This window comes from Chitinophagaceae bacterium C216, from assembly GCA_028485475.2.
GTDB classification, from domain to species: domain Bacteria; phylum Bacteroidota; class Bacteroidia; order Chitinophagales; family Chitinophagaceae; genus Niabella; species Niabella composti.
The window spans coordinates 1,219,601-1,244,037 of the sequence record CP144143.1 but is presented as its reverse complement, the minus strand read 5'-3'; the positions used below and the strand labels follow the sequence as shown (position 1 = coordinate 1,244,037).

The window sequence follows — 24,437 nt, the reverse complement described above, 5'->3', positions numbered from 1 at the left end:
CAACTTCTGCCTACCTTTGTCGCTCGATGAGCCAGGAGGTGTTGCAGAATTTTTATAAAGATGACCCCCGCTGTTTACAGATAGCGACCGGGATTTCATTGCAACAACCTTCGCGCATAGCGCTTACAGGGCTTTTTGGCAGTTCGGCAGCTTTTGTACTTGCGGCCTGCGCAAGACAGCTGGAAGACTATAATCATGTTATCATCCTGAATGAGGCAGAAGAAGCCGCTTATTTCCATAATACTTTCGAAAATATTACGGGCCAGCTGGATATCTTCTACTTCCCCTCTTCCTTTAAAACGAGGAAGAATTATCGACTATTGAACGCTTCGCATGTGATGTTACGAACAGAAGCGCTCACTCAACTAGCTTCTGGAGAAGGACGCGAGGTAAGAAAAAAAGTGCTGGTGACCTATCCCGAAGCATTATTCGAAAAAGTAGTTATATCGAAAACGCTCTCGGAAAACATCATCCATCTTAAGACCGCCGACTCGATTGATTTGGGCCAGCTACTATTAAAACTCGATAGTTTTGGCTTTGAAAAAACCGACTTTGTTTACGAACCCGGTCAGTATGCCATCCGTGGCGGTATTTTTGATATTTATTCTTTTGGGAATGATAAACCTTACCGTTTTGAACTATTTGGTGATCAAATAGATTCTATTCGCATTATAGACCCGGAAACACAGTTAAGCGAAAGAAAATTGCTTTCTGTAACTATTATCCCTAATGTAGATACCCAGTTTACCAATGAAGAGCGTGTATCATTATTCGATTTTCTTCCGGGAAATACGGTGTTTTGGATCCAAGATAAAGATCTCGTCACAGAACGTTTGAAGGATTGTGAGGAAGAGCTACAATATTTTTTGGCACACAACGCAACATCTACAGCATCTATAGAAGAGGAAGATGCTGATAAATTTTTCAAAAAAGATATTACAACCAGTGATTTCATTACTGCTGATACATTTGTAGGATCGCTTCAACACAGGTCAGTAGCGTATTTCGGGGATCAGTGCTTTGATGCAAAGGATGAATATGCCTTCCATACCAAATCACAACCGGCGTTTAACCGTCAGTTCAATTTGCTAATCGAGGATTTAAAAGATAAAGAAAATAAACAATACAGCATTTATATCTTCTCTGAGAATCCTAAGCAATTGCAACGGTTGCAGACGATTTTTGACGATCTGAACGCTGGATTAGTATTCAATCCTGTAGCCTGTTCTATACATCTGGGTTTTGTAGATGAGGATCTTAAGATTGTCTGCTATACCGATCATGAAATATTTCAACGCTATCATAAATACAAAGTAAAGCAGGCATACAATAAAAATAAGGCCATTACCCTACGTACGTTGCGTGAGCTGCAACCGGGTGATTATGTTACACATATTGACCATGGTGTGGGTGTATACAGCGGTTTGCAGAAGATTGAGGTAAATGGCAAGCAGCAGGAAGTAGTGCGCATTATCTATAAGGATAAAGATGTATTGTATGTAAACATCAACTCACTACATAAAATTGCCAAATACACCGGGAAGGACGGTAGTGTACCCAAAGTCAACAAACTAGGTAGTGATGCATGGAATCGTCTGAAAGAAAAAACCAAAACCAAGGTTAAAGAAATTGCTTTTGACTTAATCACGCTTTACGCAAAAAGAAAGGCTCAGAAGGGATTTGCACATAGTCCGGATACCTACTTACAAACCGAGCTAGAGGCATCATTCATATATGAAGATACACCTGATCAAAGTAAAGCAACAGCCGATGTTAAGAAAGATATGGAGTCTCCCTCTCCGATGGACCGCCTCGTGTGTGGGGATGTGGGTTTTGGAAAAACCGAAATTGCCATCCGTGCTGCGTTTAAAACCTGTGTAGATGGCAAACAGGCTGCCGTACTGGTACCAACTACTATTCTGGCTTTTCAACACTACAAAACATTCAGTGAACGGTTGAAAGATTTTCCGGTAACGGTTGATTATCTGAATCGCTTCAAAACAGCGAAGGAGAAAAAAGAAACCTTACAAAAATTAAAAGAAGGTAAAATAGATATCATCATCGGCACCCATGGTATTATCGGGAAGGATGTTAAGTTCAAAGACTTGGGATTACTGATTATCGACGAAGAGCAAAAATTTGGCGTTGCACATAAGGAAAAAATTAAAACCTTACGCACCACTGTTGATTGCTTAACGCTAACGGCAACCCCCATACCACGCACATTGCAGTTTTCTTTGATGGGTGCAAGAGACTTAAGTATTATTAACACTCCCCCACCCAATCGCCAGCCTATTCAAACCGAAGTGCACGTATACAATGAAGACTTTATCCGCGATGCCATCTATTTCGAAACAGAACGCGGCGGTCAAGTATTCTTCATTCATAACCGTGTAGCAGGACTGGCAGAGATGGCGGCGACCATTCAGGGACTCTGTCCGGACTTATCCGTAAGCTATGCACATGGCCAAATGGATGGGCATACACTGGAAGAAAAAATTTTAGATTTTATAGATCGTAAATATGATGTGCTGGTTTGTACCAATATTGTAGAAAGTGGAGTAGATATACCGAATGTAAATACCATTATCGTCAATAATGCACACCACTTTGGCCTTAGCGATCTACATCAGTTGCGCGGCCGTGTAGGTCGGAGCAATAAAAAAGCCTTCTGCTATCTGCTGGCGCCTCCATTAAGCACGTTGCCTAGTGATTCACGCAAGCGCTTACAAACACTGGAACAACACAGCGAACTAGGTAGTGGTTTTCAAATTGCCATGCGCGATCTTGATATACGCGGCGCAGGAAACTTACTAGGAGCCGAACAGAGCGGCTTTATGGCAGAAATAGGCTTTGAAATGTACCAGAAAATTCTGGATGAAGCTATCCGCGAACTGAAACGCACCGAATTTAAAGAGCTGTTTAAAGAAGAAATCAGCAAGCAAGACGATTATGTAAATGATTGTACCATTGATACCGATTTGGAAATATTGATTCCGGATGAATATGTTGAAAACATCACGGAGCGTTTATCGATCTACCAAAGATTAAATAATTGCGAAAAAGAAGAGGAACTGAGCACCATCCACAATGAACTGGTTGACCGCTTTGGTCCTATTCCTCAACAGGTAGTTGATTTATTTGACACAGTGAGATGTCGCAAGTTGGCTATCGATTTAGGTTTTGAGAAAATCAGTCTGAAAAACGAAACCGTACGTTTCCATTTTATCAACAAACACGACTCTCCTTATTTTGAATCTGCCGTGTTTCAAAAAATACTGGATTATGTACAGACTCAGACCAACAAAGCACGATTAAAACAAAGTGGAAAATTATTCTTATTAATTGCCCAGCCCATTACTTCCATGAAGGATTTACATGCATTCTTAGTAGATATGCACCGTTTTTGCGTAGGAGCGCAATAAACCTTTAATAAAAAAGCACCAAGCTTAGTGCGTCATACCACACTCGCCTAGTGCCTTACTACAGAATAAAAACTTATTTATCCCAGATTATATTTTGTTTTTCCCGGAACAGGAATTGGATAGGTTCCATCAGGATTAGGAACTACCGGAGGAGTAGCAGAGAAGCTGAACTCCTTAGGCATAATATCGATACCGCTGTTTAAAGCTTTCTCAAAATCGATTACTTGTCCACTATATGTAGCCATGCGGCCGATAATGCCTGTAAGTGTACTTTTTGCGCCATGTTCGGCATCGGCAAACTTGTACTCTCCCTTAGCTATAGCAGCAAATAATTCGTCATGCTCGGCCTGATAAGGATTGTTTTCTCCATTCTTATCGAAAGCAAAAAGCACATTGCCTTTATTATCTACAATCCTTGCAGCATCAGCATAAATCCTTCCTTTGGTACCAACAATTAGCTCGTCCACTTTGCCCATTGTACCAGGTATATGGCGGCATTGGCTGTTCATGATAGAGCCATCAGCATAGTGAAACTCCACATAGTGGTGATCGAAAATTTCGCCATACTTTTTATCGGTACGCACCTGACGGCCACCCATACCCTGCGCCTTTACAGGATAAGCGCCCTTGAACCAGTTTACCACATCAATATTGTGTACATGCTGTTCTACAATATGATCACCGCAAAGCCAATTAAAGTAGTACCAGTTGCGCATCTGATATTCCATCTCTGTTTGCCCCGGTTTACGATCGTATACCCACACACCCGAGCTGTTCCACCAAGCCTGCGCATACATAAAATCGCCAATCAGATCTTTGCGTTCGTATAACGCTTTATATGAGTTCTGATAACGTCTTTGCAGCCCTACCACTACATTCAGTTTTTTCTGTTTGGCTATCTCAGCTACATCCAACACTTTTTTAATACCAGCAGGATCTACAGCTACAGGTTTTTCCATGAATACATGTTTCCCTTGTTTTACCGCTTCTTCGAAATGAATGGGGCGGAAGCCGGGAGGAGTGGTAAGTATTACTACATCTGCCAGAGGGATAGCTTTCGCATAAGCATCAAAGCCTACAAATTTTCTTTCTTCCGAAACATCAAACTTACGTTTGGCATCTGTGACGCCAGCTTCGGAAAGACTATTGGCAATAGCCCTGTAACAACTGTCAATACGATCTCTGAATGCATCGGCCATTGCAACTAATTGTACATTTTGCTTTGTACTAAGCGCCTGTACTGCGGCTCCGGTACCACGGCCTCCGCATCCTATCAGAGCCACTTTTATGGTATCGTCTGATCCTGAAAAGAAATTGCCTTTACTGAAAAGAGGGGCGGCTAACAAGCCTCCGGCAAGCAAAGAAGTTTGTTGAACAAACTTTCTACGGGTTGTTTTATTATTCATCGTTCGCTGTGTTTAATATGACATTAAGACGTTAATTTTTGAAAAAACCAGCAAGGCTTGGTCATTTTGATAAAAAAATCCTGAAAGTTTATTGCATTTCCAGAAAAGTTTTGAAAAACTTTTCTACTTCCTCTGCAGAAGGTTGTTTTAATGGTCTTACTAGTCTGAAACCTACAAATGGAGCATCTGCATTCCACCATTTACTTTTGGGAATCTGCGGATCGCGACGATTCCATACTAAGTCAGAAACACCTCTACTGGCAGAACGAAGCGCATCGGCATTATCATCATAATCGCCTCCTCTTAATACCAAGGGATGTCTCGTTATAGGTATATTGACAGGATCTGCAGTTCCATCCTCCAGTTTACTGTATGCATCTGCCACATATTGATCCAATACCCATTCCTGTACATTTCCCAGCATATCATATAATCCCCAAGGATTAGGCTTTTTTAGGCCTGTTTTGTGATACTTCATACCACTGTTAGCGGCATACCAGGCATAATCTTTTAGCTGAGCACTATCATCTCCGAAAAAATACTTCGTAGTCGTTCCCGCACGGCAGGCATATTCCCATTCCGCCTCGGTAGGCAGACGATAAAAAATTCCGGTTTTATCATACAGCCATTTGCAATACATCAAAGCGCTGTATTGCTTCATGCTATTCGCCGGGTATCCTCCTTCTTTTCCCATACCTCTTGTCATATCGATATATGGAACAGAAGGGCGGGTAATGGCATCCACGTCGTTATTCTGACTATAATTTTCATCATTCAAAAAAAGTACAAATTCATCATATGTAACTTCTCGGGCACCCATCCAAAATGCACTCACTTTTATCTTGCGCGCCGGCTTTTCATCTGCCTTACCCGATTTATCATCACCCATAACAAAAGTACCTTCCTTAATGGGCACCATTTCAAATTTTACATCTGATCCCGGAATAGTCTGTTCGTATTTTTGAAAGGAATTACTCTGAGCACATACCGAATGGAATGCAATCGCTACTACAAATGACAAAACAACTGTTCTCATAATTATAAATCTAAACTAGCCCCCAAATATACAGAGCTACCACTATAAAATGCCAAACAAAATACACACGTTATAACAGAGATCTACTGACAATAAAAACATTATCAGAAGTTTGTTTAGGATGAAATCATAAGATTTATTATTTTTCCCCCAAACATATTAGCATGCAAAGAAGATCTTTCATAAAGAACGGCTTATTGACAGCCGGTTCACTAGCGCTTGCCAATAAGGGATTCAGCAAGAATGTTTCATCAAAAGGACAACCTTTTAAACTGGATTATGCACCGCATGACGGCATGTTTGCCGCTAGTGCCGGTAGAGATTTTATAGATCAGATAAAATACATGTACGATTTGGGATTCAGATCTATCGAAGATAATGGCATGCCCAATCGTCCTCCAGAAATGCAAAGCAAAATCGGAGAAACGCTGGCAAAGCTAGGAATGCGTATGGGCGTTTTTGTAGTACCTAAAGGTGGTAACGGCGCCAACACGCTTGCGGCAAGAAAAAAAGAACACCTCGATATTTTCCTCGACGGATGTCGCAAGTCGGTAGAAATTGCAAAACGCTGTAATGCTAAATGGGTTACCGTTGTACCGGGAGATTTTGATAGATCACTGCCTTTAGCTATCCAAACCGCCAATGTTATTGAAGCATTGCGCCGCGGAGCCGAAATATTCGAACCACATGGTATTGTAATGGTATTGGAACCGCTGAGTGATACTCCGGATCTCTTTTTGCGTTATTCAACTCAGACCTATGAAATATGCAAGGCTGTAAATAGTCCCAGCTGCAAGATTTTGTATGATGCTTACCATATGCAGAAAAACGAAGGTAATCTTATTAAGAATATAGAACTCTGTTGGGATGAGATTGCGTATATACAAGTAGGTGATAATCCCGGCCGAAAAGAACCAACCACAGGCGAAATCAATTATAAAAATGTATTCAAATTCCTTCACCAAAAAGGATATAAAGGAATTGTAGGTATGGAGCATGGAATGTCTCAATCCGGCAAGGAAGGTGAAGAACGCCTGGTTCAAGCTTATCGAGAAGTAGATAGTTTCTAATTGAAAACACATAAAAATGGGGCTTAACACAAAGCCCCATTTTATTTATTTTACATCCTGCATCAGTTTTCTGACCACAGGTGATATCACAATCAATATTACACCGGCAATAACCGCATAAAGTCCCAATTGTTTATAACCTTCGGTATAAGTCATCAGTTTTTCCACCAAACCTGCATTCTCATTAGCCCTTGCCATCCCTGCGCCTAATAAGCCTGCCACATATTGACCGTACGCACTAGCCAGAAACCACATTCCCATCATCACCCCTTGCAGTCTTGCTGGAGAAAGCTTAGTCATTATTGACAATCCTATCGGCGATAAACATAGTTCGCCGAAGGTTACAAAAAGATAAGCCAATGTAAACACATCCAGACTTACAATACCGGTAGCCAGCTGAAAGAAACGTGTGCCGAAAAAAGTATAGAATCCTAAACCCAAAAATAAAAAGGCTAACCCGAATTTTACAACAGTATTAGGCTCCAGTTTTCTTTTTGCCAATGCTAACCAAAGCAAACCCACTAAAGGAGCAAATATGATGACAAACAGAGAGTTTACCGAATTATTTACACCGTTAGGATCCAGTGTTATCATGCCCAATAATTTATTATCCAGATTATTGGCAGCAAACAGACTAAGCGACCCCCCACTTTGTTCAAAGAAAGCCCAAAACAAAATGGAAAAAATGATAAATACCAACGCTGCTATCAGCTTCTTTACTTCTTGCTTCGTATGACGCGTCATTTCAAAAAACAAGTACAATAAAGTAGCAGGACCAATGATGTACATGAACCAGTCTGTGTACTGTGTTTTAGACACCATAGTCATAATAATGGGAATTACTGCCAGAGAGCCGATATATACTAGATATTCATACCACTTTTTCGATTTTGTAACGGTACCGTCGACATTTTTGATCAACAAAGGCGAGAGCCCAATAGGTCCCAAATTTCTTTGTGAAAAAACAAAAGTGAGCAAGCTGATGGTCATCACAATGGCGGCCAAACCAAAGGCTACATTCCAGCTTAAATGTTCCGGTATAACGCTAGCAAACATCTGGCGCTTACCTATAGCTACACAAGTATAACCTCCTAGCAAAGCGCCTATATTAATACCTGCATAGAATAAGGAAAAACCTGCATCGCGCCGGGAATCGCCTTGTTTATACAACTGTCCCACCATCGTGGATATATTAGGCTTAAAGAAGCCCGTACCAATTACCGTAAAACTGATGCCCAGAAAGAAAAACTTATGCGGATCTGTTGCCAAAATCAAACTTCCGGCAATCATCAGCATTCCACCCCAGAATAGCGATTTTCTAAAACCGAGAATTTTGTCCGCAAATAAGCCTCCGATAAATGTAAAAGCGTACACAAAGGCCTGCGTGGCTCCGTATTGCAAATTCGCCACATCTTCTTTCATAAATAACTGGTCCACCATAAAGAAGGTGAGCATCCCTCTCATTCCGTAGAAGCAAAAACGCTCCCACATTTCCGAAAAAAACAAAGACCAGATTTGTTTAGGGTACTTTCCCTTGAAGTCTTGGATTGCTTCTAATGTTTGCATAGTATACAAATGTGTGGGAAAGATAATAAAAACTAAGCGCCTTAAAGGCAACTTTCGCCCATTTCTTTATTTTTAAGCCATTTTTTTGACTAAAATGAAGTTTGAGCATAATAAAAAACCGCCCATTGATCAAGGGCGGCTTTTATTATCACCCAAAGAAAGTTTATCGAACACCATGCATCAATTTCCTGGTCACAGGAGTAAAGATGATGGCTAAGGCTGCCACAACAAAAGATATAATTGCCAACATCCAGAAGAAATAAGCCATACCTTTTTCATCGGCTATTCTATCAATATTCTCACCAAATTTTGCCGCTAATTTCATTCCTATAGCAACTGCCAGATACCAAATACCAAACATCACGGCAATCATTCGCGCAGGGACCAATTTACTTACATAAGACAATCCCACCGGAGAGATACATAGCTCACCCATAGTATGAAACAGGTATACCAGTATCAACCATATCATACTTACCGAAGCTGTTTTAGCCCCAGGAACGATGGAACCTGCTCCTATCGCTATCCAAACCATACCTAATGCCAGAAAACTCATCCCAATCGCATATTTCATATTGGCAGAAGGATTGTATTTGCTGCTCCACCATTTGGAAAACAATGGTGCTAAACTGATAATAAATAAAGAGTTTAATGTAGCAAACCAGGATGCAGGTACTTCCAGCGTGGTTTCCGAAATCTGATTGTACAACATCCATATAGCAATACCCCACACGATTATAAAGCTGGCACTCAAGATCAGATTGGCTGCGGCATATCTTTTAAATGTCTGTTTGAATAGCTTCAAAAGCACCCAGGAAATAATAGAGAGCGGCACTATGGTAATCAAACAATTCACTACTTTAAAAATAATTCCTGCATTACCCTCCAACACACGATTGGTGTAATCACGAGCAAAAATGGTAAGTGTTCCTGGAGCCTGCTCAAATATTGCCCAAAAGAATACCGTAAGAAAGGCAAAGAATGATACGGCAATCATTTTGTCCCTAGTTATGGGGGAATAATGAACCAGCCTGTATATCAATAATACTATAAACAATACAACGGCCAGCACAATGGTAAAGTTATTCCCCGTCATACCCGCTACTGTAAAATTGAAAATGTCCACCTTCCCATCTGAAATAATCTTGGCAGGTTCAAATACAACCCATATCAGCCCTAACAATACCATAATACCTATTAAAGCAAGCTGCCACACGGGGAAAGGGTTTAGCTTGTCTTCATCTTTCACCTCTGATGTCGGCATTTCAGCATCTGCATTTTTTTTCTTTGGTTTTAAGCCAATGGTACCAAAAATATCCTGCCCCAACCAGAATTGTACTAATCCGAAAAACATAAATATCCCGGCTAAGCCAAATCCCCAGCTCCAGCCCACTTTTTCACCTAAATAACCGCATAATAAAATACCCAAAAAGGCTCCGGCATTTACCCCCATATAAAAGATGGTATAGGCACCGTCTTTCCTTTCCTGGTGATTTTTGTACATTTCGGAAATAATAGAGGTCATATTGGGTTTAAAGAAGCCATTTCCAAAAACCAGTAACACTAATCCTAAATAAATGGAAAAATGTGTTTCAATAGCCATAGAAGCATGCCCCATCGTCATCAACAAAGCTCCCACCACTACAGCCCATCGATACCCAATGATTTTATCCGCAAAGTATCCCCCCAACATTGTAGAAAGATACACCAGCCCTACATAAGAGCCGAACAGCGCCATGGCCTGCTCTCTTGTCCACGCCCATCCTCCGTCTAACAAAGAAGCAGTCAGAAACATTACCAATAAAGAACGCATTCCGTAAAAGGAGAAGCGCTCCCACATTTCTGTAAAAAACAATACAAATAAACCTGCAGGATGACCGAGTACAGGATTCTTAAAAAAGTCGTTTTCGTTAGCAGACATATATAAAGTTTTTATAAACGATGTGGTAAAAATAATAAGTTGCAAGTAACATTTAATTAATAACAAAAAAATAGGCATTTTTTTTATGTATCAAAGGCGCACCCCCTTTTCTTTTTTATTACCTTCACCCCCGAAAAATTCAATAACAGATGAAAATATTATTACTTGGTAGCGGTGGTAGAGAACATGCGCTGGCATGGAATATTACGGAACGCGAAAAAGGGAAACACGAATTATTCATCGCACCGGGCAATCCCGGAACTGCTCAATGTGGCACCAATGTTCCCATTAGCATCACCGATTTTGAGGCCTTGGGTAAGTTTTGCTTAGATAATAATATCGAAATGGTTATTGCAGGCCCCGAAGAACCCCTAGTAAAAGGCGCTTGGGATCACTTTCAGAAAGATGAACTGAAACACATCTACTTTATAGGTCCTTCACAGTTTGGAGCACAGCTGGAAGGAAGCAAATCTTTTGCTAAAGCCTTCATGCAACGTCATGATATCCCTACTGCTTCGTATCGTGAGTTTACGGAGGATCAATTTGAAGAAGGTATCGCATATCTGAAACAACACCCCCTTCCCATCGTTTTAAAAGCCGATGGATTAGCTGCAGGCAAAGGGGTGGTAATTTGCGAATCACATGATGATGCCATTGCGGAATTTGAAAACATGCTCATGAAAGCCAAATTTGGTGAAGCAAGCAAAAAAGTGGTGGTAGAGCAATTCTTAAGCGGCATCGAAATGAGTGTATTTATCCTTACCAATGGTAAAGAATATATATTGCTCCCCGAAGCCAAAGACTACAAACGCGTGGGCGAAAAAGATACCGGACTTAATACAGGGGGCATGGGTGCTGTTAGCCCCGTACCGTTTGCGAACGAAGCTTTCATGCAGAAAGTAAAAACTAAAATCATCGAACCCACCGTTAAGGGTCTTCAAAAAGAGGATATCAATTACACAGGCTTTATTTTCATCGGATTGATAAAAGTTGATGAGGAACCTTATGTAATTGAATACAATTGCCGCATGGGTGATCCGGAAACCGAAGTAGTAATGCCCCGACTGAAAAATAATATTGCTGATTTGTGCGCAGCCGCCGTAGAACAACGCCTTAAAGAGGTTAAAGTGGAAACCGACGAAAGATGCGCCGTTACAGTGGTGGCAGTAAGTGGTGGTTATCCGGGCAGCTTCGAAAAAGGTTATAAAATTGAAGGACTAGATGCTGTTAAAGATAGTATCATCTTCCATGCAGGCACTAAAGCAAATGACGGACAAATCGTGACCAATGGGGGACGTGTTCTTTGTGCAACCTCTTTTGGTAATACGATTCAGGAAGCAGTGGATAAATCTAAGCTTACCCTATCTGGCATTAAGTTTGACGATATGTATTATAGAAAAGATATTGGATACGAATTTCTATAGCCCTTAGATTTTTATTTCACCCACATATTGCGCTATTGTCGTTATAAAAATTGTACCGGTTATGAATAAAAAGATGCTATGGAGTTTGCTGTTACTAGCAGGAACACAGATTAAAGCGCAGATCATCAATGTAGACAGCGAGACTCGGAAACAACTGGCATCACAGCCCCCTGTGACGGTGCAAACTGCAGTAGGCCCGTTGGTGTTAGAGCCACCTTTCAAATCAGAATCGGCTGTTAAAAACAGTAAAACCATCGGGTGGCCCGAAGGCACTACTCCCAAAGCCCTTGAAGGCTTTGTTGTTACTCGTTTTGCAGACAACCTGCAAAGTCCCCGATGGACCTATGTAGGCCCAAACGGTGATTATTTTGTGGCCGAAGCAGGAACCCGTAATAGTGCCAATCGCATCACCTTGTTAAGAGACAAGGATAAAGATGGGATAATAGATGAACGCCATGTATTCCTCAGTAACCTCAATCGTCCTCTGGGCATGCTGATTCTGGGCGATTATTTTTATGTAGGCAATAACGACGGGGTATATCGCTTTCCTTATAAAGTGGGCGATACCGAAATTAAAGCCAACGGCGAAAAGATTATTAGCTTGTGGGAAGGCGGTTATAACAACCACTGGACCCGAAATATTATTGCCAATAAAAAGGGAACAAAAATTTATATCTCTATAGGCTCGGCCAGCAACGTGGGCGAACGGGGTATGAACATTGAGGATGGAAAGCGAGCGCTGATTTTTGAAGCCAATCCCGATGGCAGCGATCTTCAAATTTATGCTAGCGGCTTGCGAAATCCGGTAGGAATGGATTGGAATCCCGTTACAGGCGAACTATGGACCGCTGTAAACGAACGCGACGGTCTTGGAGACAATATTGTTCCGGATTATGCTACCAGTGTAAAACGTGGTGGATGGTATGGCTGGCCCTACAGTTATTTTGGAAAAATTAAAGATCCACGCTGGGCGCATGATCCTCATGAAGACCTGGTGAATAAAGCTATCATTCCTGATGTGCCTTTGGGACCTCATACTGCTTCGTTAGGACTAGCATTTTACACCCAAGACCAATTCCCTTCGAAATACAAGAATGGAGCATTTGTGGGGCAGCATGGCTCTTGGAATCGTTCTCAATTATCAGGTTATAAAATAGTTTTCATTCCTTTCAAAAACGGGAAACCACAACCCCCTGAAGATTTTCTCACAGGGTTTATTGCCGATGAAGCAAAAAGCGAAGTACACGGCAGACCAGTGGGAGTTACCGTTACTCCCGATGGCTCTTTATTAGTAAATGACGATACTGCAGGCATTATCTGGAAAGTAAGCTATAAAAAGTAAAGCCTTAATTGATATTCTTATATAAAAAAAGGAAGGAGCATTGAGCTCCTTCTTTACATGAATATACTTTTCCAGTATTATCTTACATCCTTCCACAACGACGACGCCAAGCATTTTTAAACGCTTCGCGCTCTTCTTCGGTCATTTGCTTGAACTTTTCACGCCAAACATGCGGCGGCGGCCCATGGCGTTTGGGTCCTCCCAACCCACCAAATAAGATTTTCGATAAAATAAGTATCCCTAATGCCTGCCAGTAGCTTACCCTTCCCACATTGAATACGGATGGTAGAATAGCATTCCATAACCACATCACTAGGGCGCCAATCCCTAATACGGCAACCAATCCGACAAGGACGCATATCCATACTGGGGGCTTTTTATGACTTTTTCCTCTCATACAAAATATTTTTAGTGATGAACCAATTCTTCATACAGATGGGATAAACGTTTGCGCAAATGCAATACAGCATAGCGCTTACGGCTAATGATCGTTTTTATGTTCTCTTGTTTCTGATCCGCTATTTCCTGTAAAGTCATATCCTCCAGCTCATTCAAGACAAAAACTTCTCTTTGTGCTTCGGGCAATTCTTCCAAAGCATCGAATAAAGCCTCCCAAAATAAATCTTTGAAATTTTTTAACTCCGGATCTTCCTTAATGGCCAGTAATACTTCACTGAAGCTCAGTCCTCCATCTTCATCCTCATATTGATAGTCCTCCAGCAAATCAGGTTTTTTCTTGCGATAGCGGTCGGTGATCTTGTTGCGCGCTACTTTAAAAAGCCAGCCGCTCACCTCTTCGATAGTTTGTGTAGCAGAAACATGTGTAAATTGATACCATACATCCTGTAAAATGTCTTCAGCATCGGCGTCAGTATTTACTTTTGCCCGAATAAAACTAAACAGCCGTTTACTGTAATTTTTTACAGTATTTACGATATTTTGCTTCTCATCATCCGCCATTATGACTGCAGCATTGCCCATCTTATTTAGTAAGACGAGGATAAAAGAAAAATACTTTAAAGCAATAAAATTCATTTAGCGTCTTAGCAGCCGACTTTTTCAAACTCTGGCTGGTACAATTATACACTCTATCAAAATGAGCAATGCCAACAGAAGCAATTCCTAATTAAAACTGAAGTGTACCAGCTCTCCAAAAGGCACCTGAGTTTGGTCGCCACTCGAAAGGTTCTTGATATTAACCACCCCCTGTTCTAGCTCCTTGCTGCCTAAAATGGCAACATAGGGGATTGTTTTTTTCTCCGCGTATTTAAATTGCTTGTCGAATTTGGTGTTTTCGTGATATACTTCACAAGCAATACCGTGAGCACGCAACTGCTGCGCAAGTTCCATAGCTTTCTGTACTTCTGTATCGCCAAGATTAAAGAATAACACTTTGGTACCGGCTGCCACGTCGGCAGGGAATAGATGCAGCTCGCTCATCACATCATAAATTCTATCTACACCAAAAGATATGCCCACACCCGGCACGTTAGGCACACCAAAAAGGCCTGTCAGGTCATCATATCGCCCTCCTCCACCAATACTACCTATTTGAACATTTTGGGCCTTTACCTCAAAAATGGTTCCTGTATAGTAATTCAGCCCTCGGGCCAGTGTTAAATCCAGTACCAGAGCTTTTTTAACATCAGGCTGCTGGCTGTGTGTAATCAGATACGTTAATTCCTCAATGCCTTTTATGCCTATCTCATTTTCGGCAAAGAGCGTTTTAAGTTGCTGTAGTTTTTCCTCATTCGTACCGTTGATATTCAAGAAAGACTCTATCCGGCTGATTTGCTCCTCATTCAGCCCTCTGGATTTTAGTTCTTCCTTTACCTTATCTATACCGATTTTATCTAACTTGTCAATTACAATTGTGATATCGATCATTTTATCTGCTCCACCACATGTATCTGCCAGTGCCGCCAGTATTTTGCGATTGTTAATTCTAAGTTCAATATCGATTTTCAGTTGCTGAAATACGCTTATATAGATATTGATTAGATCCAGTTCGTTCAGCAATGAATAACTTCCTACCACATCCGCATCGCACTGGTAAAACTCGCGATATCTTCCCTTCTGAGGTCGGTCGGCACGCCATACAGGCTGCATCTGATACCGCTTAAAAGGCATAGGTAGCTGGTGGTGGTTCATGGCCACATAGCGTGCAAACGGAACGGTAAGATCATACCGAAGGGCGCGCTCAGTAATATCCTTACTGGTTTTGCCTTGCAGCACGTTCTCAAAGCCTGCCTTTGCTTTCTCTACTTTAGCAGCATTATCCAGTCCGTTGTTAAGAATCTTGAATATAAGCTTATCGCCTTCCTCTCCATACTTCCCCATGAGGGTATCTATATTCTCCATGGCGGGAGTTTCCAGAGGTTGAAAGCCATAGAGTTCGAATACATTGCGAATGGTATTAAAAATATAGCTACGCTTCCGCACAACATCGGCATTAAAATCGCGCGTACCCTGTGGTATTGTTGGTTTCATTGTTCTTTGGTGTAGTGATTTGAAAATACTATCATGCTCGTAACGCCATGGTTATATCCGCTTATTTATACTTACTAATAACGGCATCACATGCTTTATCGATCATATCAAATACTTCGTGATAGCCGGGTTCGGGTCCGTACCAGGGATCGGGTATATCCATGTCGCTACCCGGATATACTTCATTCATCAGCAAATCGACTTTCGAGGCATCGAATTTATTGCGAGCAATCCATTGCATTTCATCAATAACATCTGATGCCATAGCATAAATTTTATCAAACTTATCAAAGTCAGAAGGAGTAAATTTTCTGGCACGCTGTCCACTAATATCGATACCATGCATGCGGGCCACTTTCTGCGATAAGCGATGCGGCGCTTCGCCCACATGATAACCATTTGTACCTGCACTATCCACTTCCCAGTCCAACCCCATTTGCTGTATCTTCTGCTGCATAATTCCTTCTGCCAGCGGACTGCGGCAGATATTACCTAAACAAACCATCAAAATCTTCATGGGCGCAAAGATAACCGATTTATTATTGAGAGAGTTTCTGTAAAAATCAAGCAAGCACATTGAAAAAAAGAACCACAAGCTTTATTGCCTGTGGTTCTCAACACTAAAACCAACCCATCACTATCTGTCAATAGATCCCATCACCTTCTGCATAAAGCTGTTGAGTGCGTCCTTTTCAGCCATACCCGCATTTATCATTTCATGCACTTCCAGCGCACCACAGCAATTAGAAATAATCTCACCGATTGCATCCAGCTCATCATCTTTAATAGAGGGCAGTTCACTTAATCCTTCTAACACCGCAATGGTGTTCTCAATCTGCTCAGGCGTATGGTTCTGACGTATATGTCTAATTATTGGTAATTTCATGGATCAACGATTTTAGCTGCTCTTCTTTATTAGTTTGAACCTGATTTACCAAAGCACCGTTCTGAAAACCTGCAAATGTGGGCAAGTTGTTCACGGTAGCCAACTTGCGGCTTTGAGGAAACTTTTCAGCATCCACAATAACAAACACTGCATCCTCGTGATCGCCAGAAAGTCTTTTGAATTTCGGCTTCATGAGTCTACAATTACCACACCATCCTGCAGAATATTGAACGATTACTTTGGGATGTTGGCTAATGATTTCTTGTAAATTATCCTGTTCCAGCTCAATCAACATACGATTATCTTTTTTAGTTATTAGAGAAATATTCAATAACTCCTTCTGTAGAAGCCTTCATTGCCTTCTCACCTTCTTCCCAGTTCGCAGGACAAACTTCTCCGTATTTCTCTACGTGTAACTGAGCATCGAGCAGACGCAGGTATTCATCAATGTTTCTACCTAAAGGAAGATCGTTGATGGATTCATGACGGACAATCCCTTCTTTGTCGATCAGGAACGTTCCTCTGTAAGCAACAGGAGCTCCTTTGAAAGACCATAACTGCGTATCGGCATCAAATTCATATTCGCCAGCCAGTACACCATAGTTCATGGCAATAGTTTTGCTGGCATCTGCTACAATGGGATAGGTCACACCTTGAATACCACCATTGTCTTTAGGAGTGTTTAACCATGCCAAGTGTGTTTCCTCAGTGTCTGTAGAACAACCCACTACTACAGCACCTCTTTTCTCAAACTCAGCCAGCTTTTCCTGAAATGCATGCAATTCAGTAGGACAAACAAACGTAAAGTCTTTGGGATAGAAGAAGAAAATAACATGGTTTTTACCGATGTACTGATCCAAAGAAAAATCAGTTACAATTTCCTCACCGTTAATTACTGCGCCGGCTACGAAAGAGGGCGCTTTTTTTCCAACTAATGCCATTATAAACAGTTTTTAATTAATTACACAATAGTATTTACGCATTCATAATGGCAAGCTCGAAATTGGCCGCAAAACTACCGTTTCCAGCAACTCATGTCAATCGATTTTCTCAATAGTACTATAGACAAAATCTATTAAGATTTGTTTAAAATAGACAGTATATATGACACTCAATAGCCAAATGAGAGGGTTGCCGCCCCTCCGAATGTCTTAAAAAGATAATGTTTTTAAAAACGTTTCAGGTTAACCTATCTTTGCACAATGGCTGTTGTAAAACAAAATATCAGAGACTTGTCCCTGCAGGAGTTAGAAGCATATTTTTTGTCTGTTGGAGAGAAAAAATTCCGGGCAAAGCAAGTGTACGAATGGCTTTGGCAAAAACCTGTACAAAGCTTTGAGGCGATGACCAACATCAGCAAAGCATTGAGAGAGCAACTGGCTATGCAGTTTTCGCTGCCAGCCATCGGAATAGATACTACCCAGCATTCACAAGACGGCACCATCAAAACAAGATTCCGCACTTTTGACGGCCATCTCACAGAAGGTGTACTGATTCCTACTGATGAAAGAAAAACAGCCTGCGTGAGCTCTCAAATCGGATGTAGCCTCAGCTGTAAGTTCTGTGCTACAGGTTATCTGGAGCGTAAACGCAATCTCAACTTTGATGAGATTTTCGACGAAGTTGTACTAATTAACAAACAATCGGTCGAAGCTTATGGTAAGAAGCTTACCAATATTGTTTTCATGGGCATGGGCGAGCCGCTGCTCAATTACAAAAACGTATTAATGGCCATCGAACGGATTACTTCCCCAGAGGGACTGGGAATGAGTCCGCGCCGTATTACGGTATCCACGGCGGGTGTAGCCAAAATGATCAAAAAGCTGGGAGACGATCAGGTAAGGTTTAAGCTGGCATTATCACTACACGCTGCCAACGATAAAAAAAGGCATGAAATTATGCCCATCAACGAAAGCAATAATATTAAATCGCTGGTGGAAGCATTGAATTATTTCTATAAAAAGACCAAGAACGAAATCACTCTTGAATATATTCTCTTCAATAATTTCAACGATTCTTTACAAGATGCGGATGAACTGATAAAGATTTACCGTCAGGTACCCGCCGACCTGATCAACATCATTGAGTACAATCCTATTGAATTTGCTCAGTTTACCAAACCTTCAGAAGAAAAGGTAGAGGCGTTCATGCGCTACCTTGAGCATCACAAGGTGAATGCCCGCTTGCGTCGCAGCCGCGGAAAAGACATAGATGCCGCTTGTGGACAGCTGGCCAATAAAGGCTAAACTCCTCTACCTTTTAGTAATATTAATAAGCGCGAGCAAACAGTACTCTTTGCTTAGATGGCTTTCCTGTAAGAATACAGCTTCCTTCTTCCACTCCGCTTCCATCGATAGGAATGCAGCGGATAGTGGCTTTGGTTTTTTCTTTAATCTCGTTTTCGGTTTCGGCGGTACCATCCCAGTGAGCAAATACAAAACCACCTTTTTCATCCAGTACCTTCACAAATTCATCCCAAGTGTCTACGGGTGTGATATGCTCATCGCGGTAAGCCTTCGCCTTATTGAAAATACTATTCTGGATATCCTCCAACAATTTTTCAATATACGCATACATGCCATCGGCAGAGATCGTTTCTTTGGCTTTGGTATCTCTGCGCGCAATTTCTACCTGATTGTTAGCTAGGTCTCTTGCTCCTAGGACAATACGTACTGGTACGCCTTTCATTTCATACTCGGCAAATTTCCATCCAGGGCGTACATTATCCGAGCCGTCATACTGAGCACGAATACCCATTTTTCGGAGTGTGGTCAGTATTTCTTCGGCCTTAGCGTCAATCATGGCTTTCTGCTCATCGCCTTTATAAATAGGTACAATTACTACCTGTAACGGAGCTATCTTAGGAGGCAACACCAATCCGTCATCATCGCTATGAGCCATCACCAGTGCTCCTACCAAACGGGTACTTACTCCCCAGCTGGTAGCCCACACATACTCCTGTTTATTTTCTTTGTTCAAGAACTGTACGTCGAAAGCTTTCGCAAAATTCTGCCCCAAGAAATGCGAAGTTCCTGCCTGCAGTGCCTTACCATCCTGCATCAATGCCTCGATACAATAGGTATCTACCGCTCCGGCAAATCTTTCTGTTTCGGTTTTTACACCTTTAATTACCGGAAGTGCCATGTACTCTTCGGCAAACTGTGCGTATACCTCCAACATTTTTTTTGCTTCTGCTTCGGCTTCTTCCTTAGTAGCATGAGCGGTATGACCTTCCTGCCACAAAAACTCTGCGGTACGCAAAAACAAACGGGTACGCATTTCCCAACGAACCACATTAGCCCATTGGTTCACTAGAATAGGTAAGTCACGGTAAGATTGTATCCAATCTTTATAAGTATTCCAGATAATGGTTTCACTGGTAGGACGAACAATCAATTCTTCTTCCAGCTTAGCTTCAGGATCTACAATTACGCCGTTCCCATTAGGATCGTTTTTCAATCTGTAGTGTGTAACAACTGCACACTCTTTGGCAAAACCTTCCACATGGGCCGCTTCCCTACTTAAAAAACTTTTGGGTATAAACAGTGGAAAATAAGCATTCACATGTCCTGTATCCTTAAACATTTTGTCCAAAGCATCGCGCATATTTTCCCAAAGAGAAAAACCATAAGGTTTAATCACCATACAGCCTCTTACAGCAGAGTAATCTGCCAGTCCACCTTTTAGTACCAAATCATTATACCATTGTGCATAATCCTGCGCTCGTGGTGTAATTTCCTTACTCATATTTTTGTAATACAACTTTATTTTTATTGCTAAAAGCCTTTCTCAAGCAAACAACTGCGTCCTAATTTTACAATTTTATCAACCTCACACTTCTATACAAATACAAACAATTGATAATCAATCAAAAATTAAATTATTATAAAAATATTTTTTTAACAATTCTTATTATGATTTCTCTAACAATCTTGCATCCTTTTTATAAATATTGACGTCTCATATATACGAAGGAATACCCTAATTTTACAGGCTAATCCTTCATATCTGGCAAATGTAAAATTTTAAGGATTAACAAAAACAATTAATTAACTAAATAAATATAATTGCCCAATGAAAATAAAGAATTTAAACCTCTGGTTACTGTTGGGTGTGGTAATCGCCTTGGCAAGCTGTTCTACCGCTTACCAAGCGGGACAAACTCCTGACGATGTGTACAGCTCTCCGGAGCCGCCTGCCCAGGAGTATGCTAAGGTTAAAAAAACAGACGAGAAACGCTATCGTGCTTACGACGATGAGGATGAGTACGAAGACTACGACGATCGTTATTTGCGTATGAAAGTACGCAATCGCTATCGTTGGAGTGCTTTGGATGACTGGTATTTCTACGGCGATAGATATAACTTTAGCTACTACAACAACTGGGTGTACTGGAATGATCCTTTCTTCTGGAACACACCTTGGAGTCCGGTTAGTTACTGGAACATGTGGTACACCCCCTGGTACTATAGATGGTATGCAGGGTGGGGTGGCTGGTATGGTCCCGGATGGGGTTGGTACGACCCTTGGTGGGGAGGTTGGTACGCCGGATGGTGGGGCAGCAGGTATGGTGGTTGGTACGGCTACGGGCCTGGTATTATAGTGGGCCGCAGAGCTAACTATGGTCCTAGAACTACTAACTACGGCGCTTATAATCGTACTTCAACCGGTACTACCAACTACAGAAGAACCTATGGCGTACGTTCCAATAGCAGTACGTATACCCATAGCGGCAACTCCAATGTAAATACTGCTAGAAGTTATAATTTGAACCGTGGATCGTCTAATTATTCAACCCGATCCTACAGTACAGATACCTACTCCCGTACTCCAACTACTGAAACCAGAAGCTACTCTTCTCCATCCTTCAACAGCGGAGGACGCTCCTCTGGTAGTAGCGTTGGTAGAAGTGGGGGAGTTGGTGGCCGGAGATTTTAATGTGACGAGCTTTAATTATCAATCCAAATCAAGGTAACTAATGAAAAGAGTTTTTTTAGCAGTCGCACTGTTAACTGCTGCAGGCGCAATATATGCTCAAACGCCGGAAGATGCGTTGCGCTATTCCTGGTTGCAGAATACGGGAACAGCCAGATCGCAAGGTATTGCTAATGCCAATGGAGCCATCGGGGGAGAAATTTCAACCATCTTCTCTAACCCGGCGAATATAGGATTTTATAAAACCAGCGACTTGGTGATAACCGGAGGCTTAAACCTCATGAATAATAAAACCTCTTACCTGGGGGTAACTACCAAAGACAATAAATCAAGCGGCTTCTTAGGTACTTCCGGGTTTGTAATGGGTAACCCCACTTATGGTAATGGCTCGCTGAGAAGCTCTGCCTTTGGTTTTGCCATCAACAGAGCGGCGGACTTCAACAACCGCATTACTTATACCAATAAAGGAGGTACATTAAGCCGTACTTCTATGGCCGATTATTTCATGGAATATATTGATAAGTACGGTGATAGAAACCCTTACTCGAAGCTTGCTTTAAAAACTTATTGGGTAGATAATACTACCTCTGGAGGAGCCCTATTTTCTTCGGCTTCTGAGTTAGCGCGAGCATCAGGTTTGGAGCAAAAGCAAGAAATAATCACTAACGGAGGCATCACCGAATTTGCTTTTGCAGGTGCCGCCAATATTAATGACAAAGTATACTTAGGTGCCACTATTGGACTCCCGGTATTACAATATGGTGCTACTAGGCTATATGATGAGCAAGATCCTTCAGAATCTACAATCAACCAATTTAATAATGCTTACTTTGATGATGATTTAGTAACGAAAGGTGTTGGTATCAACTTTAAACTAGGTGCTGTATTCAAAGTAAACGATAATGTGAGACTCGGTGTTTATGCGCACACTCCTACCTGGTATTCTTTAAGCGATACTTACTATGCTGCTGCCGGTGCAGACGTAGAAGACTATCCTACTCTTGATACTAATAATGTACACGAAGTAGCTACCATAGACCCACTGGTGTTCGATTACAACCTTCGTACACCATTTAAAGTGGGCGCTAGCTTCTCTGTACTGTTTGGCAATGTCCATGAAATTAAATCGCAGAGAGGCTTTATTTCAGGGGATATAGAGTATATCAATTATGCTGCTTCCAGATTCACAAGCAGGCCGAACAGCCTTATCATAGAAAATAGAAATATACCCAAGGAACTTAATCATGCCATCGATGAAGCCTATAAAGGTACTGTGAATGCCCGACTGGGTGCGGAACTTAAATTCACCCCTGTAATGATACGTTTGGGTGGGGCTTACTATGGCAATCCCTATAAATATATTGCGGGAGAGAAGGGAAGCATTACTCAGATTACCGGTGGTTTAGGTTATAGAAACCATGGTTTCTTTGTAGATCTGGGTTATGTACATACTTTGGGTAAAGATGTAGTGTTCCCCTACCGCTTAACCAGCGCCTCTAATTATCCCGCAGAGGTGAAAAGCAATAATTCCAGAGTGGTATTGACTGTTGGAATTAAAATTTAAGTGCAATCAAACTTTAGTATAAAAAAAATCCCGCTCAGTTGAGCGGGATTTTTTATGATGTAGGCTCTATTTTATTTTCATCCTCGAAAGAAGATGTATCGCTAACTCTTTCGGGATCTCGGTCTTCAGGGGCCACATATTCCAGTATAAAATTATTCCTACCCTCTCCCACCATAATTTTGAGAAAATTTTGTTGCACCAGCTCCAGTACCGATAGGAATAGGAAAATTGCGTGAACCCTGTTCTCGGCTCCTTCAAAAAGCTTTTCAAATGACAAATTCTTTTCTCTCTCTGTAAGCTGCAGCACATGCTCACGGCTATTTTCCATGGTATAATTATACCTTACTACAGTATGGACAGGTTTATTTACCCTATCACTATACCGTTGTAAAACTCTTTCAAACGCTTTCATGAGCTTGAAAAGCGTAAGCGTCTGAATTTCCGTACCCTCGCTCGCCTCTTCCCCTATTTGAGCCAACTCGCGCTGAATGTTGCCGCGCTTAATCATCAGCATACGTAATGCTTCTTGCTCGGCCAGTTGTGCTGCTGCTTCTTTGTATTTTTTATACTCGAGTAGTTTATTTACAAGTTCTTCACGTGGATCAATTTCATTGCCGTTTACATCCAGCTCCTTACGCGGAATGAGCATCTTGGCCTTAATGCGCATCAGCGTAGACACAAACAGAATAAATTCGCTGGAGAGCTCTATGTTCAGCGCCTCTTGACTATGGATATAGTCCAGAAAATCGTTGGTAATTTTTGTAATGGGAATATTATAAATATCCAACTCATCCCGCTCAATAAAGAACAGCAAAAGATCAAACGGACCTTCGAACTGCGACAGTTTTATCTGATAAGTAGGTGTATTTGCCACAAGTAATTTTTTAGTAGAAAAATAATAAAGTCCTGCATAGAGCAGGACTCAAAAGTAAGAAATATTATCCCTTAAATAGTAAAATCAAAAATTAGGGTCTTTTCTTTAGCTCATCACGAATTTCGGCCAACAATTTATCTGTTGAAGATGGCTCAGCCGGAGCTGCTTCTTCTTGTTTCTTAAATTTATTAGCTAATCGAATTAATAAAAACAGCACAAAAGCAATCACAATAAATTTGAGAACTGCTGCCAAAAACTTACCATAAAGAATACCATTCCATGCCAATTTTTCGATATTCTCGGCTCCTGCAGCTTTTAAGGCCGGATTGAGGATAACAGGTGTGATTAAATCTTCAACCAAGGATGTGACAATTGCCCCAAACGCACCTCCGATAATTACTGCCACAGCGAGGTCGACGACATTTCCTCTTAGTGCAAACTCTTTGAAGTCTTTGAGCATTCCCATAAATATAGATTTTAGTGTTAGAAAATATACAA

General features: G+C 41.4%; 21 protein-coding genes. 7 read left to right on the top strand and 14 right to left on the bottom strand.

Annotated features, from left to right (window positions below; translation table 11 throughout):
- Positions 1-26 precede the first annotated feature (26 nt).
- A complete protein-coding gene (mfd, locus tag PIECOFPK_RS05135; protein WP_409966663.1) occupies positions 27-3,425 on the top strand; it encodes a transcription-repair coupling factor in 3,399 nt (1,132 codons plus the stop codon).
- A gap of 77 nt (positions 3,426-3,502) precedes the next feature.
- Here mfd and PIECOFPK_RS05130 read toward each other — a convergent pair whose 3' ends face one another.
- Positions 3,503-4,831, bottom strand: a complete 1,329-nt coding sequence (locus tag PIECOFPK_RS05130) for a Gfo/Idh/MocA family protein (RefSeq protein WP_409966662.1) — start codon at positions 4,829-4,831, stop codon at positions 3,503-3,505.
- An 88-nt stretch (positions 4,832-4,919) separates the two neighbouring features.
- Entirely contained in the window at positions 4,920-5,867 is a 948-nt protein-coding gene (locus PIECOFPK_RS05125; RefSeq protein WP_330973339.1) for a formylglycine-generating enzyme family protein, read from the bottom strand.
- A gap of 164 nt (positions 5,868-6,031) precedes the next feature.
- On the opposite strand from PIECOFPK_RS05125, the gene PIECOFPK_RS05120 reads away from it, so the two are divergent.
- Positions 6,032-6,937, top strand: a complete 906-nt coding sequence (locus PIECOFPK_RS05120; protein ID WP_330973338.1) for a hydroxypyruvate isomerase family protein — start codon at positions 6,032-6,034, stop codon at positions 6,935-6,937.
- A 45-nt stretch (positions 6,938-6,982) separates the two neighbouring features.
- Here the strand turns inward: PIECOFPK_RS05120 and PIECOFPK_RS05115 are convergent, their stop codons facing one another.
- Both PIECOFPK_RS05115 and PIECOFPK_RS05110 read right to left on the bottom strand, forming a co-directional pair.
- Positions 6,983-8,503 carry a peptide MFS transporter gene (locus PIECOFPK_RS05115; protein WP_330973337.1) on the bottom strand — a complete coding sequence of 507 codons (1,521 nt, stop codon included), beginning with the start codon at positions 8,501-8,503 and terminating at the stop codon, positions 6,983-6,985.
- A 163-nt stretch (positions 8,504-8,666) separates the two neighbouring features.
- Complete coding sequence (locus tag PIECOFPK_RS05110; protein ID WP_330973336.1) at positions 8,667-10,424, bottom strand: peptide MFS transporter; 1,758 nt, start codon at positions 10,422-10,424, stop codon at positions 8,667-8,669.
- Positions 10,425-10,573: 149 nt separating this feature from the next.
- Here PIECOFPK_RS05110 and purD point away from each other — a divergent pair, with 149 nt between their 5' ends.
- Both purD and PIECOFPK_RS05100 read left to right on the top strand, forming a co-directional pair.
- Positions 10,574-11,848, top strand: a complete 1,275-nt coding sequence (purD, locus tag PIECOFPK_RS05105; RefSeq protein WP_330973335.1) for a phosphoribosylamine--glycine ligase — start codon at positions 10,574-10,576, stop codon at positions 11,846-11,848.
- 61 nt (positions 11,849-11,909) lie between these two features.
- Complete coding sequence (locus PIECOFPK_RS05100) at positions 11,910-13,190, top strand: PQQ-dependent sugar dehydrogenase (RefSeq protein ID WP_409966661.1); 1,281 nt, start codon at positions 11,910-11,912, stop codon at positions 13,188-13,190.
- A gap of 82 nt (positions 13,191-13,272) precedes the next feature.
- Here PIECOFPK_RS05100 and PIECOFPK_RS05095 read toward each other — a convergent pair whose 3' ends face one another.
- From PIECOFPK_RS05095 to PIECOFPK_RS05065, 7 genes are all read right to left on the bottom strand, one after another.
- Entirely contained in the window at positions 13,273-13,533 is a 261-nt protein-coding gene (locus PIECOFPK_RS05095; RefSeq protein WP_330973333.1) for a hypothetical protein, read from the bottom strand.
- 65 nt (positions 13,534-13,598) lie between these two features.
- Positions 13,599-14,171, bottom strand: coding sequence for an RNA polymerase sigma factor (locus PIECOFPK_RS05090; protein WP_330973332.1), 573 nt, complete (start codon positions 14,169-14,171; stop codon positions 13,599-13,601).
- 141 nt (positions 14,172-14,312) lie between these two features.
- Complete coding sequence (hisS, locus tag PIECOFPK_RS05085) at positions 14,313-15,680, bottom strand: histidine--tRNA ligase (protein ID WP_409966660.1); 1,368 nt, start codon at positions 15,678-15,680, stop codon at positions 14,313-14,315.
- Between the two features lie 61 nt (positions 15,681-15,741).
- The gene (locus tag PIECOFPK_RS05080) at positions 15,742-16,197 is read right to left on the bottom strand and encodes a low molecular weight protein-tyrosine-phosphatase (RefSeq protein ID WP_330973330.1); all 456 of its coding nucleotides are present in this window, start codon (positions 16,195-16,197) and stop codon (positions 15,742-15,744) included.
- A gap of 120 nt (positions 16,198-16,317) precedes the next feature.
- The gene (locus PIECOFPK_RS05075) at positions 16,318-16,566 is read right to left on the bottom strand and encodes a DUF6952 family protein (protein WP_330973329.1); all 249 of its coding nucleotides are present in this window, start codon (positions 16,564-16,566) and stop codon (positions 16,318-16,320) included.
- Positions 16,547-16,861: a thioredoxin family protein gene (locus PIECOFPK_RS05070; protein ID WP_330973328.1), complete on the bottom strand. Its 315-nt coding sequence runs from the start codon at positions 16,859-16,861 to the stop codon at positions 16,547-16,549. Before PIECOFPK_RS05070 ends, PIECOFPK_RS05075 begins: the two co-directional genes overlap by 20 nt.
- Before the next feature lie 13 nt (positions 16,862-16,874).
- Entirely contained in the window at positions 16,875-17,507 is a 633-nt protein-coding gene (locus PIECOFPK_RS05065; protein ID WP_330973327.1) for a peroxiredoxin, read from the bottom strand.
- 261 nt (positions 17,508-17,768) lie between these two features.
- Here PIECOFPK_RS05065 and rlmN point away from each other — a divergent pair, with 261 nt between their 5' ends.
- A complete protein-coding gene (gene rlmN / locus PIECOFPK_RS05060) occupies positions 17,769-18,812 on the top strand; it encodes a 23S rRNA (adenine(2503)-C(2))-methyltransferase RlmN (protein ID WP_330973326.1) in 1,044 nt (347 codons plus the stop codon).
- Positions 18,813-18,834: 22 nt separating this feature from the next.
- On the opposite strand, the gene proS is transcribed toward rlmN, so the two are convergent.
- A complete protein-coding gene (gene proS / locus PIECOFPK_RS05055; protein WP_330973325.1) occupies positions 18,835-20,313 on the bottom strand; it encodes a proline--tRNA ligase in 1,479 nt (492 codons plus the stop codon).
- A 327-nt stretch (positions 20,314-20,640) separates the two neighbouring features.
- Here proS and PIECOFPK_RS05050 point away from each other — a divergent pair, with 327 nt between their 5' ends.
- Complete coding sequence (locus PIECOFPK_RS05050; RefSeq protein WP_409966659.1) at positions 20,641-21,504, top strand: hypothetical protein; 864 nt, start codon at positions 20,641-20,643, stop codon at positions 21,502-21,504.
- 40 nt (positions 21,505-21,544) lie between these two features.
- Positions 21,545-23,065, top strand: coding sequence for an OmpP1/FadL family transporter (locus PIECOFPK_RS05045; RefSeq protein WP_409966658.1), 1,521 nt, complete (start codon positions 21,545-21,547; stop codon positions 23,063-23,065).
- Positions 23,066-23,117: 52 nt separating this feature from the next.
- Here the strand turns inward: PIECOFPK_RS05045 and PIECOFPK_RS05040 are convergent, their stop codons facing one another.
- Both PIECOFPK_RS05040 and mscL read right to left on the bottom strand, forming a co-directional pair.
- Positions 23,118-23,939: a segregation and condensation protein A gene (locus PIECOFPK_RS05040; protein ID WP_330973322.1), complete on the bottom strand. Its 822-nt coding sequence runs from the start codon at positions 23,937-23,939 to the stop codon at positions 23,118-23,120.
- 91 nt (positions 23,940-24,030) lie between these two features.
- Entirely contained in the window at positions 24,031-24,405 is a 375-nt protein-coding gene (gene mscL, locus PIECOFPK_RS05035) for a large conductance mechanosensitive channel protein MscL (protein WP_330973321.1), read from the bottom strand.
- Positions 24,406-24,437: the final 32 nt, after the last annotated feature.

What these genes read in the sequence shown, in the direction of transcription:
- mfd (WP_409966663.1), top strand. Translation starts at nt 27, where the DNA reads ATGAGCCAGGAGGTGTTGCAGAATTTTTATAAAGATGACCCCCGCTGT.
- PIECOFPK_RS05130 (WP_409966662.1), bottom strand. Translation starts at nt 4,831, where the DNA reads ATGAATAATAAAACAACCCGTAGAAAGTTTGTTCAACAAACTTCTTTG.
- PIECOFPK_RS05125 (WP_330973339.1), bottom strand. Translation starts at nt 5,867, where the DNA reads ATGAGAACAGTTGTTTTGTCATTTGTAGTAGCGATTGCATTCCATTCG.
- PIECOFPK_RS05120 (WP_330973338.1), top strand. Translation starts at nt 6,032, where the DNA reads ATGCAAAGAAGATCTTTCATAAAGAACGGCTTATTGACAGCCGGTTCA.
- PIECOFPK_RS05115 (WP_330973337.1), bottom strand. Translation starts at nt 8,503, where the DNA reads ATGCAAACATTAGAAGCAATCCAAGACTTCAAGGGAAAGTACCCTAAA.
- PIECOFPK_RS05110 (WP_330973336.1), bottom strand. Translation starts at nt 10,424, where the DNA reads ATGTCTGCTAACGAAAACGACTTTTTTAAGAATCCTGTACTCGGTCAT.
- purD (WP_330973335.1), top strand. Translation starts at nt 10,574, where the DNA reads ATGAAAATATTATTACTTGGTAGCGGTGGTAGAGAACATGCGCTGGCA.
- PIECOFPK_RS05100 (WP_409966661.1), top strand. Translation starts at nt 11,910, where the DNA reads ATGAATAAAAAGATGCTATGGAGTTTGCTGTTACTAGCAGGAACACAG.
- PIECOFPK_RS05090 (WP_330973332.1), bottom strand. Translation starts at nt 14,171, where the DNA reads ATGGGCAATGCTGCAGTCATAATGGCGGATGATGAGAAGCAAAATATC.
- hisS (WP_409966660.1), bottom strand. Translation starts at nt 15,680, where the DNA reads ATGAAACCAACAATACCACAGGGTACGCGCGATTTTAATGCCGATGTT.
- PIECOFPK_RS05080 (WP_330973330.1), bottom strand. Translation starts at nt 16,197, where the DNA reads ATGAAGATTTTGATGGTTTGTTTAGGTAATATCTGCCGCAGTCCGCTG.
- PIECOFPK_RS05075 (WP_330973329.1), bottom strand. Translation starts at nt 16,566, where the DNA reads ATGAAATTACCAATAATTAGACATATACGTCAGAACCATACGCCTGAG.
- PIECOFPK_RS05070 (WP_330973328.1), bottom strand. Translation starts at nt 16,861, where the DNA reads ATGTTGATTGAGCTGGAACAGGATAATTTACAAGAAATCATTAGCCAA.
- PIECOFPK_RS05065 (WP_330973327.1), bottom strand. Translation starts at nt 17,507, where the DNA reads ATGGCATTAGTTGGAAAAAAAGCGCCCTCTTTCGTAGCCGGCGCAGTA.
- rlmN (WP_330973326.1), top strand. Translation starts at nt 17,769, where the DNA reads ATGGCTGTTGTAAAACAAAATATCAGAGACTTGTCCCTGCAGGAGTTA.
- proS (WP_330973325.1), bottom strand. Translation starts at nt 20,313, where the DNA reads ATGAGTAAGGAAATTACACCACGAGCGCAGGATTATGCACAATGGTAT.
- PIECOFPK_RS05050 (WP_409966659.1), top strand. Translation starts at nt 20,641, where the DNA reads ATGAAAATAAAGAATTTAAACCTCTGGTTACTGTTGGGTGTGGTAATC.
- PIECOFPK_RS05045 (WP_409966658.1), top strand. Translation starts at nt 21,545, where the DNA reads ATGAAAAGAGTTTTTTTAGCAGTCGCACTGTTAACTGCTGCAGGCGCA.
- mscL (WP_330973321.1), bottom strand. Translation starts at nt 24,405, where the DNA reads ATGGGAATGCTCAAAGACTTCAAAGAGTTTGCACTAAGAGGAAATGTC.